This is a genomic window from Mangrovibacterium sp., assembly GCF_059905295.1.
On the sequence record NZ_JBZQJF010000151.1, the window covers coordinates 1 to 15500 of the forward strand.

Consider the following 15500-nt stretch of genomic DNA (forward strand, 5'->3'; position numbering starts at 1 on the left):
CCAGGGGAATGGCAATACGAACGACGTCCATCGGTATTTTGACGATGTATTCACCTTTCAGCGAGAACATCACAAAGATGGTGAACAGCAGGGCAATTAGCGTAATCGGACTGATCTTCGGGACAAATTTTTCCCGATACCAGGTTTCGCCTTTCAGCTTAATCAGGCTAAAGCGGGTTAAGAACCCGGCGGCAAACGGGATTCCGAGGTAGATCAGCACCGACTCGGCAATTTGTCCGATGGTAATGTTAACCTCGAAGGTTTGCAAGCCGAGTAAATCAGGTAAAATTCCCAAAAATACCCAGGCATAAACCGAGAAGAACAGGATCTGGAAGATGGAGTTGAACGCAACCAGGCCGGCTGCATACTCGCGGTTGCCTCCGGCTAAGTCATTCCATACAATTACCATGGCAATACATCGTGCCAATCCGATGAGGATAACACCAGCCATATATTCGGGGTAGTCACGCAGGAAGAGGATGGCCAGCACAAACATCAGTAATGGTCCGATCAGCCAGTTTTGGATCAGCGAAATTGTTAGCAGCTTGACATTCTTGAATACACGACCCAGCTCTTCGTAACGCACTTTCGCTAAAGGAGGGTACATCATCAAAATCAGCCCGATTGCCAACGGAATGTTGGTAGAGCCGCTTTGAAAGGTATTCCAGAAATTACTGATCTCGGGCGATAGATAGCCGATAACAACACCAGCCAGCATGGTCGCCAGGATCCAGAATGTAAGGTAGCGATCGAGAAATGAAAGTCGTTTATTACTGCTCATTCTTGATGTTTTTCAGGTAGAAATCGTAAAAACCTGCTTTAATTTCATCGCGAACACGGTAAAATTCGCTCATGATAAACTCATCGGTTCCCACAGCGTGTGAAGGATCGTCGAAGCCAATGTGCAGGCGGTGTTTTACTTTGCCGATAAAGGCCGGGCAAGCTTCGTTAGCACCACCGCAAACGGTGATCACATAATCCCACTCGTCATTCAAATATTTCTGAACAGAGTCAGAGGTATGGCTGCTAATGTCGATTCCGGCTTCTTTCATGACCTGAACCGCTTTGGTATTCAACCTTCCAGATGCTTCGGTGCCGGCAGAGCAAACGGTGATGTTCGGATCGAACGACTGTAAAAAACCATGTGCCATTTGGCTGCGGCAACTGTTGCCAGTACAAAGAATTAAAACTTTCATTGAATGTGTTATTATAAAATTTGATTTCGATTTTGTTCGTTATTGCGACGATGATCTGCTTTGTCTGATGTTATTTCGTACAACTGTAATCTTCTGGCAACTCAATTGTTGATAGAAAGTTGTTGAGAATTGATTTCAGCTCCTTTATCTTTTCCGGATTGAGGCAATAATTCACCTTCACACCTTCGGTTGTTCCTTTGATCAACCCCATGTTTTTTAATTCAGTCAGGTGCTGATTAACGGTTGTTCTGCTCAAGGGTAATTCGTTGGTAATGTCGCCCGAAATACAAACCTTCGATTCGGCCAGGTATTTCAGGATAGCCAGTCGGGCAGGGTGAGCCAGTGCTTTAAAGTAGCTGGCGGTAAGCTGTAAATCTTCTTCGAACAATTCGACTTTTGCTGATGTCATCTGTCAGAAATATTAATGTCGTAAAAATACGTCATTGTTTTAAATAACGTATAAATACGACATTAAGTTTTGATTACAAATCGAATCGAAAAAGGGAAGTGCCTTTATCTATCTGGCGAAGAATAAGGCAGCAAATTCTTTGTAGGCTTTCACCCAGGGATCAATAATATCCTGAGTGAAGGCATTCCCGAAGCCAAAAGACAAGGTATCGACAAAGATTACACCAAGGGTGTTTAGGGTGTCCTCCTTGAAGTTGTAATATTTTAATTTTGCTTCCATCTGTTGAATGTCTGGTAGCATAGTTTCCGGATTTTCCAGGTTTTCAAGTGCTTTTTTGAAAAGTACCACAAAAGCAGCTCCATAGTTTGATTTATCCTCTTCGAACAAAGGATCCAGGTCCGAGTCCAATTCGTTGGCACGGTTGTAGAAATATTTAGCCATGCTGGGCAGGGCTGATTGAATTTCGGTAAATGATCTCCGAATGATGGCAATATCTGCTTCTGTCATAGTCGATGATTTTTGATTTTAAACCGAAGGTAAGCACTATTTATTAATCTGAATTTTCGATAAAGAAAAATGTAGGCTTATCTGAGGAATAGTTAACAAATGGATATAATCGCTGCCTTGTTTGGTTCGTTTGCTCTGTTTCTTATCGTTTTGCTTGCAATTGGAGGTTATCATCCATCGTGCGATCCCCGCTTCTTAAAGCAGGAAGTTGAAAAGAAAGCCGACAATTAAAATTCCGGAAGCAACAATGCCGATGAATGTCAGGATGAGTTGCCATTTCAGTACTTTCTTCAGGATAATCATTTCGGGTAGCGAAAGTGCAATAACCGACATCATGAAGGCGAGTGCCGTTCCTAGCGATACACCTTTTTCGATAAGTACGCTAATGATGGGGATGATCCCTGCTGCATTGGAATACATCGGAACTCCAACAAGAATAGCTAAAGGAACGCTGTACCAGTTTCCTTTGCCGAGTATGGAGCCCATTAAATCTTCGGGTACATAACCGTGGGCACCTGCACCTACGGCAATACCAATTAAGATGTAAATCCAGATTTTTCCAATGATTTCTTTTACGGTTTCAAAGCCGGTTTTAATACGTTCCGAAAAAGAGACTTTCTCGTTTTCCGATTCTTCCTGGTTTGTCTTGACCTGGAAAACCCATTCTTCGACATATTTCTCGAGTTTCAGTTTACCCATGAGCCAACCTGCAAAAATGGCAATCAGTAATCCGGTCGATACATAAATCAGAGCCACCTTCCAGCCAAATAAACCAATGAGCAACACCAGGGCTACCTCGTTAACGAGTGGGGCTGCAATTAAAAAGGAAAAGGTGACACCAATGGGGATGCCTGCCTCTACAAAACCCAGGAATAAAGGGATGGCAGAGCAAGAACAAAATGGGGTGACAATTCCTAAAAAGGCTGCCATGATATTGCCGGTGAAAAGCGATTTGCCTTCCAATAGTTTGCGAGTCTTTTCAGCTGAGAAATAGCTTCGAATGATGCCAACGATAAAGATAATGAGTACCAGTAAGAGCATCACCTTTGGGGCTTCAAAAACAAAAAAGCGGATTGACTCGGTCAGATGAGAACCCGGTCTCATTTGAAAAAGCTGATCGATGATAAAATCGGCAATCTTTTGAAGGTTGAGATACAGAACGACCCAAACCGGCAGTAGGATGGTGGGAATAAACCAGTTGGCCTTATCGTCTGTGGTAATAAATTGTTTCATGTTCATTAACTGATTTTTAGAGATAGATTGCATAGAAATAATAGATGCCGACTGCAATGAAAAGTAAGGCAACGACTCTGCGGAACCACCGTTCGAATAGCTTTACGCGGTCGTAAACTTTGCCAACTGAATTCATGCTGAATGCAATAACGGAAGAGAAAATGATAACCGGAATTCCTGTTGCTAATGCAAAAATGATTGGCAGCAGCAGTCCTTGAGGGCTACTGATGGTCATGGGGATTAACATTCCGAAGTACAATACCCCGCTGTACGGGCAAAAAGCCAGGGCAAACACAAGCCCCAATAACAGGGCTCCCCAATAGCCTTTTTTCGCCTGGGATTCCACTTTTTCGTTAAGCCTGCTCAGACCGGGAATTGTGAATGAAAACACCCCCAGCATAAACAGTCCGATTACAATCAGAAGCGGGCTTAACAGTTTTTCTCCCCATTGTTGCAGGAATCCGGATAGTTTGAATTGATTGGCTCCAAAGAAAAAAAGCAGGCCGATTGATGTGTAGGAAACAGCTCGCCCGGCCGTGTAAGTTATACCGTTCAATAATACTCGTCTGCGGCTTTTAATGTCTTTGCTGATGAACCCGACTGCGGTAATATTAGTTGCCAGCGGGCACGGACTGATTGCTGTCATGAGCCCCAGTATAAAAGCAGAGACTAATTGCAGCTGCGTATTTTCGAGTATATTTTGCAGGATTTCCATCTAGAGTAAGGAGTCAATTGTCTTTTGAATCTTGGCTTTTAACTTGTCCGGGTCTGTCATGGCATTCATAAAAGCATCCGTTGTCAGGTCAACCGTTTTGTTTTTCCCGATAATCAACAGGGCTTGTCCGCTTACTTTGTACTTTTCAACTAAAGCTTGCTGGTTTTCGTCTTCGATATTGATCGACGCGAATGGAACTTTACATTTACTGTAATCTTCGGCTGCCTCTTTGCTTACTGCTTCAACTGCTTTACAGGTTTCGCATCGGCGGGTTGTGTGAAAATAGTAGGCTTTTACAGCCGCTTCGGTGCTTGCTGATTTGGCCGAGCAACAAGTTTTGGTGGCAGCTTTTGCTTCATTGGCTTTATCACAACATTGGGCATATCCAATGCACTGTGCGATCGCAATGACGATAAGGGTAAGAAAGGTTTTTTTCATGATGGTTTTATTTTTGGATCAATTCTTTGACTTCTGATAACGACGGAACTCGTCCTTTTAAAACAACCTTGCCATCGATAACTAAGGCTGGTGTGGTTAATACGCCCAGTTTCATAATTTCGAGCATGTCTTCTACTTTGATAACTGTGGCTTCGATTCCGGCTTCGTTTACAGCTTGTGTTGTAACTTGTTCAAGGGTTTTGCATTTCTTGCATCCGGTTCCCAATACTTTAATTTCCATTGTGTCTAATTTTATTATTCGTAGTTCGCAAAATGGCGAACAGTTGGTTTAAAATTTTTTAGTAATTCAAAAAGCTTTTGAACAGCCCTTGTGCCACTTGCCAGTTCTCGCGATTAATACAGTACTTCACCTTAGGGCCTTCAATTTCGCCCTGGATCAAGCCGGCATCTTTTAACTCCTTCAGATGTTGGGACAGGGTTGATTTGGCGATTGGCAGAATATCAGTCAGATCGCCACTGTAGCAACAGCTTTCTTTGTTCAGTAATTCCAGTACATACATGCGAACCGGGTGCCCCATTGCTTTGGCAAAACGAGCGACTTGTTTTTGTTCGTCAGTAAATACGGAATACTTCATTTGTTTTCTTGTTCGTTAATTTGCGAACAAAGGTAAGCTGTTTTGTTGAAAAGAGAATTAGTTGAAGCTATTTTTTTTCAGCGAGTGGAAAACATTTCTTAAATGTCACGGTTTATTAATGGTTCGCGAAGGCTTGGTAGGTGAATCGGATATTACTTTCGCAAACATTATTACATTTGTTACTTTAACTTAATTAGATGGAAGCATATATTCAACTTTTACGCACTATGATCCAGACACCCTCTTTTAGTAAGGAGGAAGGACCGGTTGCTGAACTGGTGCGCAATTTTATGAGCTCCAGGGGAATTCAGTTCCAGGTGAAGGGCTTCAATACCTGGGCGAAAAATAAATATTGGGAAGACGGAAAGCCGATCTTATTGCTGAACTCGCATATCGATACTGTTAAACCCTCAAAAAAATGGACTGAAGATCCTTTTGGTGCCAAAGTCGAAGGGGATAGCTTAATTGGTTTGGGGAGCAACGATGCCGGAGCTTCATTAGTGACCTTACTGGCCGTTTTTGAGCATTTTTATACCGATGAGCAGTTACCCTATAATTTGATGTTTGCGGCATCTTGTGAAGAAGAGATTTCAGGCCCTGGTGGTATGGAGAGCCTTATTCAGGAATTGGGAGATATTAGACTGGCAGTTGTGGGAGAGCCCACGCAGATGCAGATGGCTATTGCTGAAAAAGGGTTGATGGTACTTGACTGTACTGCACATGGTAAATCCGGGCATGCAGCACGTAACGAAGGCGAAAATGCCCTGTATAAAGCGGTTGATGATATTCAGATATTGAGAGCATATCAATTTGAAAAAGTGTCGGAGGTATTGGGGGAAGTCAAATTATCGATTACCCAGATTAATGCCGGTTCGCAGCATAATGTGGTTCCTGATAATTGCACTTTTGTTGTCGATGTACGGACCAATGAATTTTACTCTAATCAGGTAGCTTACGAAATTATATCCGGTTTGGTTGGTTCGGATGTTGAGCCTCGTTCCACGCGATTAAATTCATCGGGTATTCCAGTAACGCACCCGATAGTACAGCGAGGTTTAAGTTTGGGTTTAAGCTATTATGGTTCTCCAACAACTTCCGATCAGGCGGTTATGCCGTTTCCTTCCATCAAGATTGGACCAGGCGATAGTGCTCGGTCTCATACCGCTGATGAGTACATCATGATTTCGGAAATTGAAAATGGATTTCAGACTTATGTGGCTTTGTTGACAGGACTTCGTTTGTAGTTTATCGTTCGAATAAACGAAAAAGGATATCACCAATGTGGTGATATCCTTTTTTTATACCAAATAAATAAAGTGTAGCAACCTGAGTTAATTGAAAATCAAATCAGATTAGTAGAAAGGGTCTGCCATTGGCAGACCCTTGAGAAAGCTACAGACTTAAAGGCTGAAGAAATTATTAATTGTAGGCACTTTCTCCATGTTCGTATACATCCAATCCTTCTTCTTCAACACGTGCAGATACACGCAGGATTCCGGCTTTCTTCAAGATGAAGAACAGAACTACGCCCCAACCGAAAGCCCATACGAAGTAGGAAAGAACACCGATTGCTTGAACTCCAAGAGCATGAGCTCCGAATCCATAGAATAAACCTTCAGAAGTTGAGAATACACCAACTAATAAAGTACCTAAAGCACCACATACACCGTGTACTGAAACAGCACCAACAGGGTCGTCAACTTTTAATACTTTATCGAAGAATTCAACAGCAAATGGTAATACTAATCCGGCAAGGATTCCGATAAACACAGCACCAATTGGGTTTACAGCGTCGCAACCAGCAGTGATGGCTACCAGACCAGCCAAAGCACCGTTCAGTGTCAGTGATAAGGTAGGACGCTTGTAACGGAACCAAGCAACGATCATTGCAGTTACAGCACCGGCAGCAGCAGCTAAGTTCGTTGTCACAGCAATGTGACCGATAGCTACAGCGTTGTCAGTTCCGGCAGCTGCCAATTGAGATCCAGGGTTGAACCCGAACCATCCGAACCACAGGATGAATACACCCAATGCACCCAATGCCAGGTTGTGACCAGGTATCGCATTTGGAGTACCGTCTTTCTTGTATTTTCCTATACGAGGTCCAATGATTGCAGCACCGGCTAAACCAATCCATCCACCAACAGAGTGTACTACTGATGAACCTGCGAAATCGTGGAATCCAAGGTCGCTCAACCAGCCACCACCCCAAGTCCAGTGTCCTGAAATCGGATAAATAACTAAGGTCACAAAGATTGAGAAAATAAGGTAAGAGATAAACTCTGTACGTTCAGCCATGGCTCCCGAAACGATTGTTGCTGCAGTTGCGGCGAACACTGTTTGGAAGAACAGGTCAGCATAATCAGAGTAGTTACTTCCGAATCCTTCACTCATGTAGAAGAAATCAGGAGTTCCAACGAATCCGCCGATTGAGTCACCATACATCAGGGTGAACCCAACGAACCAGTATAATAATGAACCAATACAGAAGTCCATTAAGTTTTTCATCAAAATGTTTGCAGTGTTCTTAGAGCGGGTAAAACCAGCTTCTACCATCGCAAATCCAGGTTGCATGAACATTACTAAGAATGCTGCAATTAGCAACCACATATTGTCTATACCTATTTGTAGGCCTTGTAAAGTATCTTCCATGATCTAACTTTTTTTATTCTTCTTTACCTTTAATGAATAATGACTCATCTCCAAATTCTCCGGTGCGGATACGATAGGATTCTTCCATTGTTGAAATGAAGATTTTTCCATCACCGATTTCACCGGTTCTACCAGCTTTCATGATAGCTAATACTGTTTTTTCCACGTTTTTGTCGCGCACAACAAGTGAAATCATTGTTCTTTCAATTGAGCTTGTGTCATAAGCTACACCACGGTAAACACGTCCCTGGCGTGTTTGGCCTACACCGCGAACATCCCAGTAAGAAAAGAATTCGATACCTACTTCGTGAAGTGCCTCAATTACCTCATCGAATTTGGTTTTTCTAATAATTGCTTCAATCTTTTTCATGTGATATTAGTTTATATTTTAAAGGTCACATGGAACAACCATGACGGTGCCTAATCCACTGATTGGCTATCCAATCATGGTCATTTCATTAAATCTGTAAATTTTTATTTAGAAAGATATTCCGGCAGTGATGAAGAATCCGCCAGTTGTTGGGTTAAGGATTACAGAACCCGAAACAGGTAATGTCCAAGTGTCTGTAACTTTGATTTCTTTAGAAGTGCCTACGCTGATGTTACAGATGTTGAAATCTCCCATTTTACTCTCAGAAACAGTGTCTGCAGTTGTATACTGACCATTACCGGCACCTACAGCTACGTCAACTTTACCGAAAGAATAACCTGCTTCCAAATAAGTATCTCCGTCATTTCCGAATCCATTACCAGAGTCAGGTAAGAACATATAGGCTGCAGTAAATGAGAAATTACCTGCGCTAAGGCCTAAGCTTGGTTCCAGGTAGTGGTTGTACTTGTAGCTAGTCCAATCACCACCGAAGTAGTAATCAGTTACTGTTAATGAAACAGGACCAGCAGAATAGCTAGCATAAAGGTCCATTTCCAGACTTTCGTCAGTTGAAGAACTAACAGATCCCCATGCTCCTAATGCAAAATCACCTGTACTGAATTCTACATAGGGTTGGAAAGCAGGACCTGATCCAAATTTAGCACCACGCCAGATGTAACTTGAGTAAATGTCTAAGCCTGTGTCCCATGAAGAGCTTGCGGCTTCATCTTGTGCTTGAACGTTTAAAGCAAAAATGGTCAACAGACCAAAAACTACCAATGCATTTAAAGTCTTTTTCATGTTTAAATAATTAAGGGTTTAACTGAACTTTAATAAATAATTTTGTTCGGTCTTGCTTTAACGTGTGATCTTTTAAAATGCTCTAAATTTTCGAAAGGGTCCCCATTCATTTTTGTCTCCGTTTCAAATGTAGATATGTTTTTGAATGAGGGGGTATGAAAAAATAGGGGGTGGTTTCGAATTAATATAAAATTAACATACGATTGGGCTAAAGGTCCATTTTGAGCTTGATTTACTATCAAAAGGATGTAAAAACGATAAAAAAGGAGCTAATTGTTATTTAAATCAGTTTTGTTTGGTGAAAATGAAAATTCAAATCTGTTAGTCTTTATTCTCTTTTCTGGTAAGACCTAGGTTTTTACGCTTATGGAGGTCATAAGTTACTGTTTTGTGATTTGGATTTGAGTAGGGGTGATGAAGGGGGGTAGCTCGGGAAAACTGTCTTTTTTAAAAATTAGGCTTGGATGTTTTAGGGGTGAAGGAGATTGATGATTGTTTTTGGATGTAATTGTTAAGTATTGTTTGTGTCCCGTATTTTTTCTTCGTGATACCGGATGTCCTGGTTTGATTTTGGGATGGTAGTTAAAGAGTCTTCTTTAATAATATTATTGAGTATATTTGGCCAAAAATCTTACAAAATGAAACTTTGGGACAAAGGATATGCTGTCAATAAACTAATAGAAGATTTTACGGTTGGAAAAGATCGGGAGTTGGACTTGTATTTGGCACCTTTTGATGTGTTGGGCTCAATGGCTCACGGAACGATGTTGTCTAAGATTGGTTTGTTGCCGGAGGAAGAGTTGGGTCAATTGCTGGCTGAGTTGAAAGCAATTTATAAAAAGGCAGCTTCCGGAGATTTTGTGATTGAAGATGGTATTGAGGATGTTCATTCTCAGGTTGAAACAATGCTCACAAATAAGTTGGGTGATATCGGTAAGAAAATTCATAGCGGTCGTTCCCGGAATGATCAGGTTCTGGTCGATCTCAAACTGTTTGCTCGTCATGAGTTGCGCGAAATTGTGGAGTTGGGCAGTCAACTGTTTCAAACCTTAATTAAGCAGGCCGATAAATATAAAGACTATTTGATGCCGGGCTATACGCATTTGCAAGTAGCTATGCCCTCGTCGTTTGGTTTATGGTTTAGTGCTTATGCCGAAAGTTTGGTTGATGACTTTATATTATTACATGCGGCATATCGGGTTGCGAATCAAAACCCGCTGGGCTCTGCTGCCGGATACGGATCTTCCTTTCCGTTGGATCGTCAACTGACAACTGATTTATTAGGTTTCGAGCAAATGAACTACAATGTAGTTTATGCACAGATGGGACGTGGTAAGATGGAAAAGATCGTTGCTTTTGCTTTGTCGTCCATTGCAGCAACCTTGTCAAAAATGGCTTACGATGTTTGTTTGTATATGAGCCAGAACTTTGGATTTGTGAAGCTGCCCGACGAGTTAACAACCGGGTCGAGTATCATGCCTCACAAAAAGAATCCGGATGTTTTCGAATTGTTACGTTCGCATTGTAATAAGATACAGGCAATGCCTACCGAAATTACCTTGATGATTAATAACCTCCCGAGTGGATACTTCCGCGACTTGCAAATTGTGAAGGAGGCGTTTTTGCCATCGTTTAAGGATTTGAAAAATTGTTTGGAGATTGCTGATTTTGCGTTGAGTGAAATCAGTATTACTAATAATATATTGGATGACGACCGGTACAAGTTTGTTTATAGTGTAGAAGACGTAAACAAAATGGTGATTGAAGGCGTGCCTTTTCGGGATGCCTATAAGAAGGTAGGGATGGAAATCCAGGCCGGTCAGTACGAACCTACCCGCGAGGTGAATCATACTCATGCAGGCAGTGTGGGGAATTTGTGTTTGTCGGAGATTGAAGCAAAGATGAATGCTGTTATTTCGCAGTTCGACTTTGGACAGGTTGACCAGGCGATCGAGAACTTGCTAAAATAGTGTAGGTCTGTTAATTGTTCGTTATATTTCACATTTCGATAACGTTAACAACCGGGCTTTGGTGAGGATATAAGTAGTTCGATTTCACTTTATTATGGAATTTAATTGTAAAAGTAAAGCGTAGAGGCTGTGTTTTTGAGCAGCTTTTTTAGAAGTCGACGTTGTTTTATATTCCTTTTATGGCTATTTTTGCTTTCACTTCGTAAGATTTTCGCGGGTTTTGCTTATAATTTTAAATCACTGTTGTGGATTCAGTGATTTTGTTGTGTCTTGGGGCGTACGCAAGACTTAGGTGATTAAAATAAAAATGTATAAAAGATGCAGTTAGAAACTCCCAAACAACAGGGCTTATATCGCTCTGAATTTGAACACGGTAGCTGTGGGATTGGATTCGTAGCTAACCTGAAGGGTCGGAAGCAACATCGTGTGCTGTCTGATGCTTTGGCTATGTTAGCGCGCATGGAACATCGGGGTGGTACCGGATATGATATTAAGAGTGGGGATGGAGCTGGTATTTTGATTCAGATCCCTCATGAATTGTTTATGGAAGAATGCCCGAAGGATGGAATCAAACTTCCCGGATTCGGTGAATATGGTGTAGCCATGATTTTCTTCCCTATGGACGACCGAAAACGATCGGAATGTAAGGATATTATTACCCGCAACCTGAATAAATTTGGGTTGCCGTTTCTGGGCTATCGTAAAGTCCCTGTTGACAACTCTGATCTGGGCCGTGACTCTCGTGCTACAGAACCTTACGTGCAACAATTATTTATCGGTAAACCGGCTGATATGTCAGTCGAAGAGTTTGATCGTAAGCTTTTCGTATTCCGTAAATACACTGAGCGTTTGACTCGTGAATCAGTTGCAGGTATAGGTTACGATGGATTGAATATTATTTCCTGTTCTTATAAGACCATTATATATAAAGGTCAGTTGACAACCGAACAGGTAACATTATACTTTAAAGATTTAACCAATCCGTTAGCTGTAAGTGCTATCGCTTTGGTACACTCGCGTTTCTCTACAAATACGTTCCCTTCGTGGAAATTAGCACAACCGTTCCGTTATATTGCTCACAATGGTGAGATCAATACCAATAAAGGTAACGTGAACTGGATGCGTGCCCGTGAAGCACTGCTGGAATCTACCATGTTTACTCGCGAAGAGTTGGAAATGATTTTCCCGATTTGCGACTTGAAAGCCTCTGATAGTGCCAACCTGGATATGGCTATCGAGATGTTGGTGTTAAGTGGACGTTCATTGCCTCAGGTAATGATGCTGTTGATTCCGGAAGCATGGCAAAACGATCCGCATATGGATCCGAAGAAAAAAGAATTCTATGAATTCCACTCTGCCATGATGGAGCCTTGGGATGGTCCTGCTTCTGTATGTTTCACCGATGGTGTTCTTGTAGGGGCTACGCTTGACCGTAATGGATTACGTCCTTCTCGTTATTGCGTTACTGATGATGATATGTTGATCATGTCATCAGAATCAGGTGCTTTGGATGTTGATCATTCCAAAGTGAAAATCCGTGGTCGTCTGCAACCAGGTAAAATGTTTGTTGCTGACCTCGAACAAGGACGCATTATCTCTGATGAAGAAGTTAAAGGCGATATTATCTCCCGTCAGCCTTATGGTGACTGGGTGAAAAATAATATGACTTACCTGGATGATCTGCCATCAATTCCGGATTTGGAATTGAGAGAGCCGGATCAAAAAACCTTGTTTAAGCGTCAGAAAACTTTCGGTTTCACACACGAAGAGCTGGAAGTGTTGCTGAAGCCGATGGCTGAAACCGGTAAAGAAGCAATTGGTTCAATGGGTGCTGATAACCCACTGGCAGTATTGTCTGATCGTCCTGTTTTGTTGTCGCATTATTTCAAACAATTATTTGCGCAGGTTACTAACCCGCCAATTGACCCGATTCGCGAGCGTATCGTTATGGACTTGCGAACTTACGTTGGTGGTTTCAAAAATATCCTGACAGAATCTCCGGAACACTGTCGCCGTATTGCTATTCCACAACCGATCTTGACTAACGAGCAGTTGGTGAAGTTGAGCTATGTGGATCATACGCACTTCCAAACCAAAAAAATCAGCATTGTTTTCCATGCTGACGGTAAGGAAGGAACCTTGGAGAAAAAACTGGATCGTTTGTGTACTTACGTTGAAGATGCAATCGACGAAGGTTACTCAATCATCTTGTTGTCTGACTTCTCAGTAAGTACAGATCACGCACCTATTCCTTCTGTCTTGGCAGCCTCTGCAGTACACCACCATTTGATCCGAATCGGAAAACGTGGTAAGGCTGACATTATTATGGAAGTTGGTGATGTTCGTGAAACTCATCACCTGGCTGTGTTGTTAGGCTATGGTGTTTCAGCTGTTAACCCTTATATGGCTCTCGATACCCTCAAGCAAATGGCTAACGATGGTGTTCTGGGTGATCTGACACCGGAGAAAGCTGTTAAAAACTATATTAAAGCTGTTAATGGTGGTTTGTTGAAGATCTTCTCTAAAATGGGTATCTCAACATTGCAATCTTATCAAGGTGCACAGATCTTCGAAATCCTCGGTATCAATTCCGAAGTGGTTGACAAGTATTTCACCGGTACAGTAAGCCGTATTCAAGGTCTTTCATTAGACGACATTGCAAAAGAAGCATTAACCCGTCACCGTCAGGGTTTCCCAACACGCTTGGGTGGATCGAAAGTATTGGATCCGGGGGGTGACTATCACTGGCGTGTTGGTGGTGAACGTCACTTGTTGTCGCCAAAGGCTGTGAACTTGCTGCAAAATGCAACACGCAAGAACGATTACAGTGCTTATAAACAATATTGTCAGGTTGTTGATGATCAAACAAAAGCGGCATTTACGCTGCGTGGATTGATGGACTTCAACTCTGATCGTGATTCCATTTCAATTGATGAAGTTGAACCAGCTGAGAACATCCTGAAGCGTTTTGCTACAGGTGCCATGTCGTTCGGTTCTATTTCATGGGAAGCACATACAACTTTGGCTATCGCCATGAACCGTATCGGTTCAAAATCGAACTCAGGTGAAGGCGGTGAAGACCCGATCCGTTACACGAAGTTGCCGAATGGTGATGATATGTGTTCAGCGACAAAGCAGATTGCATCAGGACGTTTTGGTGTAAACAGCTATTACCTGAGCATGGCCAAAGAACTTCAAATTAAAATGGCTCAGGGAGCGAAGCCTGGTGAAGGTGGTCAGCTTCCGGGACATAAAGTAAACGGATGGATTGGTCGTGTACGTGGATCAACCCCTGGAGTAGGTTTGATTTCACCTCCTCCTCACCACGATATTTACTCGATTGAGGACTTGGCTCAGTTGATCTTTGACCTGAAAAACAGTAACCGTGATGCTCGTGTCAATGTGAAGCTGGTTTCTGAAACAGGTGTTGGTACTGTTGCTGCCGGTGTGTGTAAAGCAAAAGCTGATGCTGTCTTGATCTCCGGATTTGACGGAGGTACGGGTGCATCGCCTTTAAGCTCGGTAAAACATGCTGGTTTACCTTGGGAACTTGGGTTGTCGGAAACACATCAGACCCTGGTGCGCAACCGCTTACGCAACCGGATCACTGTTCAGTCTGACGGTCAGATGAAAACTTCACGGGACTTGGCTATCGCAACTTTGTTGGGCGCCGAAGAGTGGGGTGTGGCTACAGCAGCCCTGGTTGTTGAAGGTTGTATCATGATGCGAAAGTGTCATAGCAATACTTGCCCGGTAGGGGTAGCAACACAACGCGAAGAATTACGTGAGAAATTCACCGGAAATCCGGATCACGTTGTTAACTTCTTCAAGTTCCTGGTTGAAGGATTGCGTGAGATTATGGCAGAGCTTGGATTCCGTAACATCAACGAGATGATTGGTCAGTCTCAATGTCTTAAATTTAAAGAGGATGTTGATCACTGGAAATATAAAAACCTGGATTTAAGCCCGATTCTGTTTAAAGAGACCATCGGAGCTGATCAAGGTCTGTATAAAACGAAAGAACAAGATCACCAAATGGATGAAATTCTGGACTGGAAGTTTGTTGAAGCTGCCCAGAAATCCATTAAAACAGGTGAGAAGGTTTATGCTGAATTCCCGATTATTAATATCAACCGTAGTGTAGGTACTGTTCTTTCACACGAGGTAACTAAAGTATACAAAGGCGAAGGCTTACCTGACGGAACGATTCACTTTAAGCTGACAGGTTCTGCCGGTCAATCGTTCGGAGCATTTATGTGTAAAGGAATTGAACTGGAAGTTGAAGGTGATGCGAACGACTACTTTGGAAAAGGTTTGTCAGGTGGTCACTTAGCCATCTATCCAAATAAACAAGCTCAGTTTGTTCCTGAAAAGAATATCATCGTCGGTAACGTATGCTTCTATGGAGCAACAGGTGGCGAAGCTTACATTCGCGGTGTAGCCGGTGAGCGCTTCTGCGTACGTAACTCAGGTGCCCAGGTGGTTGTTGAAGGAATCGGTGATCACGGTTGTGAATATATGACTGGTGGTAAAGCCATTATCCTTGGAAAAACAGGACGCAACTTCGGTGCTGGTATGTCCGGTGGTGTTGCCTATGTTCTGGATGCCGACGG

General features: G+C 42.5%; 15 protein-coding genes. 3 read left to right on the forward strand and 12 right to left on the reverse strand.

The window, feature by feature from the left end; genetic code table 11:
• The 9 genes from arsB to AC37HE_RS08030 form a co-directional block, all read right to left on the reverse strand.
• Positions 1–781: ACR3 family arsenite efflux transporter (gene arsB / locus AC37HE_RS07990; RefSeq protein ID WP_500782294.1), on the reverse strand; the 781-nt coding region annotated here is incomplete at its 3' end.
• On the reverse strand, positions 771–1196 hold the full coding sequence (locus AC37HE_RS07995) for an arsenate reductase ArsC (protein WP_500782295.1): 426 nt from the start codon (positions 1194–1196) through the stop codon (positions 771–773). The genes AC37HE_RS07995 and arsB, both read right to left, overlap by 11 nt.
• Positions 1197–1266: 70 nt before the next feature.
• Complete coding sequence (locus AC37HE_RS08000) at positions 1267–1605, reverse strand: ArsR/SmtB family transcription factor (protein WP_500782296.1); 339 nt, start codon at positions 1603–1605, stop codon at positions 1267–1269.
• Positions 1606–1713: 108 nt separating this feature from the next.
• Complete coding sequence (locus AC37HE_RS08005) at positions 1714–2112, reverse strand: hypothetical protein (protein ID WP_500782297.1); 399 nt, start codon at positions 2110–2112, stop codon at positions 1714–1716.
• Positions 2113–2307: 195 nt separating this feature from the next.
• Positions 2308–3345: a permease gene (locus tag AC37HE_RS08010; protein ID WP_500782299.1), complete on the reverse strand. Its 1038-nt coding sequence runs from the start codon at positions 3343–3345 to the stop codon at positions 2308–2310.
• 16 nt (positions 3346–3361) lie between these two features.
• Entirely contained in the window at positions 3362–4060 is a 699-nt protein-coding gene (locus tag AC37HE_RS08015) for an aromatic aminobenezylarsenical efflux permease ArsG family transporter (RefSeq protein WP_500782300.1), read from the reverse strand.
• Entirely contained in the window at positions 4061–4498 is a 438-nt protein-coding gene (locus AC37HE_RS08020) for a nitrophenyl compound nitroreductase subunit ArsF family protein (RefSeq protein WP_500782301.1), read from the reverse strand. It lies immediately after the preceding gene.
• Between the two features lie 7 nt (positions 4499–4505).
• Positions 4506–4739, reverse strand: coding sequence for a thioredoxin family protein (locus AC37HE_RS08025; RefSeq protein ID WP_500782302.1), 234 nt, complete (start codon positions 4737–4739; stop codon positions 4506–4508).
• Between the two features lie 58 nt (positions 4740–4797).
• On the reverse strand, positions 4798–5094 hold the full coding sequence (locus AC37HE_RS08030; RefSeq protein ID WP_500782303.1) for an ArsR/SmtB family transcription factor: 297 nt from the start codon (positions 5092–5094) through the stop codon (positions 4798–4800).
• A 197-nt stretch (positions 5095–5291) separates the two neighbouring features.
• Here AC37HE_RS08030 and AC37HE_RS08035 point away from each other — a divergent pair, with 197 nt between their 5' ends.
• Positions 5292–6338, forward strand: a complete 1047-nt coding sequence (locus tag AC37HE_RS08035; protein ID WP_500782304.1) for a M20 family metallo-hydrolase — start codon at positions 5292–5294, stop codon at positions 6336–6338.
• A gap of 175 nt (positions 6339–6513) precedes the next feature.
• Here the strand turns inward: AC37HE_RS08035 and AC37HE_RS08040 are convergent, their stop codons facing one another.
• From AC37HE_RS08040 to AC37HE_RS08050, 3 genes are all read right to left on the reverse strand, one after another.
• On the reverse strand, positions 6514–7746 hold the full coding sequence (locus AC37HE_RS08040; RefSeq protein WP_500782306.1) for an ammonium transporter: 1233 nt from the start codon (positions 7744–7746) through the stop codon (positions 6514–6516).
• Between the two features lie 13 nt (positions 7747–7759).
• Positions 7760–8116 (reverse strand): P-II family nitrogen regulator, encoded by a 357-nt coding sequence (locus tag AC37HE_RS08045; RefSeq protein WP_500782308.1) that lies wholly within the window; start codon positions 8114–8116, stop codon positions 7760–7762.
• 108 nt (positions 8117–8224) lie between these two features.
• Positions 8225–8917, reverse strand: coding sequence for a TorF family putative porin (locus AC37HE_RS08050; RefSeq protein WP_500782309.1), 693 nt, complete (start codon positions 8915–8917; stop codon positions 8225–8227).
• A 638-nt stretch (positions 8918–9555) separates the two neighbouring features.
• Here AC37HE_RS08050 and argH point away from each other — a divergent pair.
• On the forward strand, positions 9556–10887 hold the full coding sequence (gene argH, locus AC37HE_RS08055) for an argininosuccinate lyase (RefSeq protein ID WP_500782310.1): 1332 nt from the start codon (positions 9556–9558) through the stop codon (positions 10885–10887).
• A 318-nt stretch (positions 10888–11205) separates the two neighbouring features.
• Positions 11206–15500: glutamate synthase large subunit (gltB, locus tag AC37HE_RS08060; RefSeq protein WP_500782311.1), on the forward strand; the 4295-nt coding region annotated here is incomplete at its 3' end.

What these genes read in the sequence shown, in the direction of transcription:
- AC37HE_RS07995 (WP_500782295.1), bottom strand. Translation starts at nt 1,196, where the DNA reads ATGAAAGTTTTAATTCTTTGTACTGGCAACAGTTGCCGCAGCCAAATG.
- AC37HE_RS08000 (WP_500782296.1), bottom strand. Translation starts at nt 1,605, where the DNA reads ATGACATCAGCAAAAGTCGAATTGTTCGAAGAAGATTTACAGCTTACC.
- AC37HE_RS08005 (WP_500782297.1), bottom strand. Translation starts at nt 2,112, where the DNA reads ATGACAGAAGCAGATATTGCCATCATTCGGAGATCATTTACCGAAATT.
- AC37HE_RS08010 (WP_500782299.1), bottom strand. Translation starts at nt 3,345, where the DNA reads ATGAAACAATTTATTACCACAGACGATAAGGCCAACTGGTTTATTCCC.
- AC37HE_RS08015 (WP_500782300.1), bottom strand. Translation starts at nt 4,060, where the DNA reads ATGGAAATCCTGCAAAATATACTCGAAAATACGCAGCTGCAATTAGTC.
- AC37HE_RS08020 (WP_500782301.1), bottom strand. Translation starts at nt 4,498, where the DNA reads ATGAAAAAAACCTTTCTTACCCTTATCGTCATTGCGATCGCACAGTGC.
- AC37HE_RS08025 (WP_500782302.1), bottom strand. Translation starts at nt 4,739, where the DNA reads ATGGAAATTAAAGTATTGGGAACCGGATGCAAGAAATGCAAAACCCTT.
- AC37HE_RS08030 (WP_500782303.1), bottom strand. Translation starts at nt 5,094, where the DNA reads ATGAAGTATTCCGTATTTACTGACGAACAAAAACAAGTCGCTCGTTTT.
- AC37HE_RS08035 (WP_500782304.1), top strand. Translation starts at nt 5,292, where the DNA reads ATGGAAGCATATATTCAACTTTTACGCACTATGATCCAGACACCCTCT.
- AC37HE_RS08040 (WP_500782306.1), bottom strand. Translation starts at nt 7,746, where the DNA reads ATGGAAGATACTTTACAAGGCCTACAAATAGGTATAGACAATATGTGG.
- AC37HE_RS08045 (WP_500782308.1), bottom strand. Translation starts at nt 8,116, where the DNA reads ATGAAAAAGATTGAAGCAATTATTAGAAAAACCAAATTCGATGAGGTA.
- AC37HE_RS08050 (WP_500782309.1), bottom strand. Translation starts at nt 8,917, where the DNA reads ATGAAAAAGACTTTAAATGCATTGGTAGTTTTTGGTCTGTTGACCATT.
- argH (WP_500782310.1), top strand. Translation starts at nt 9,556, where the DNA reads ATGAAACTTTGGGACAAAGGATATGCTGTCAATAAACTAATAGAAGAT.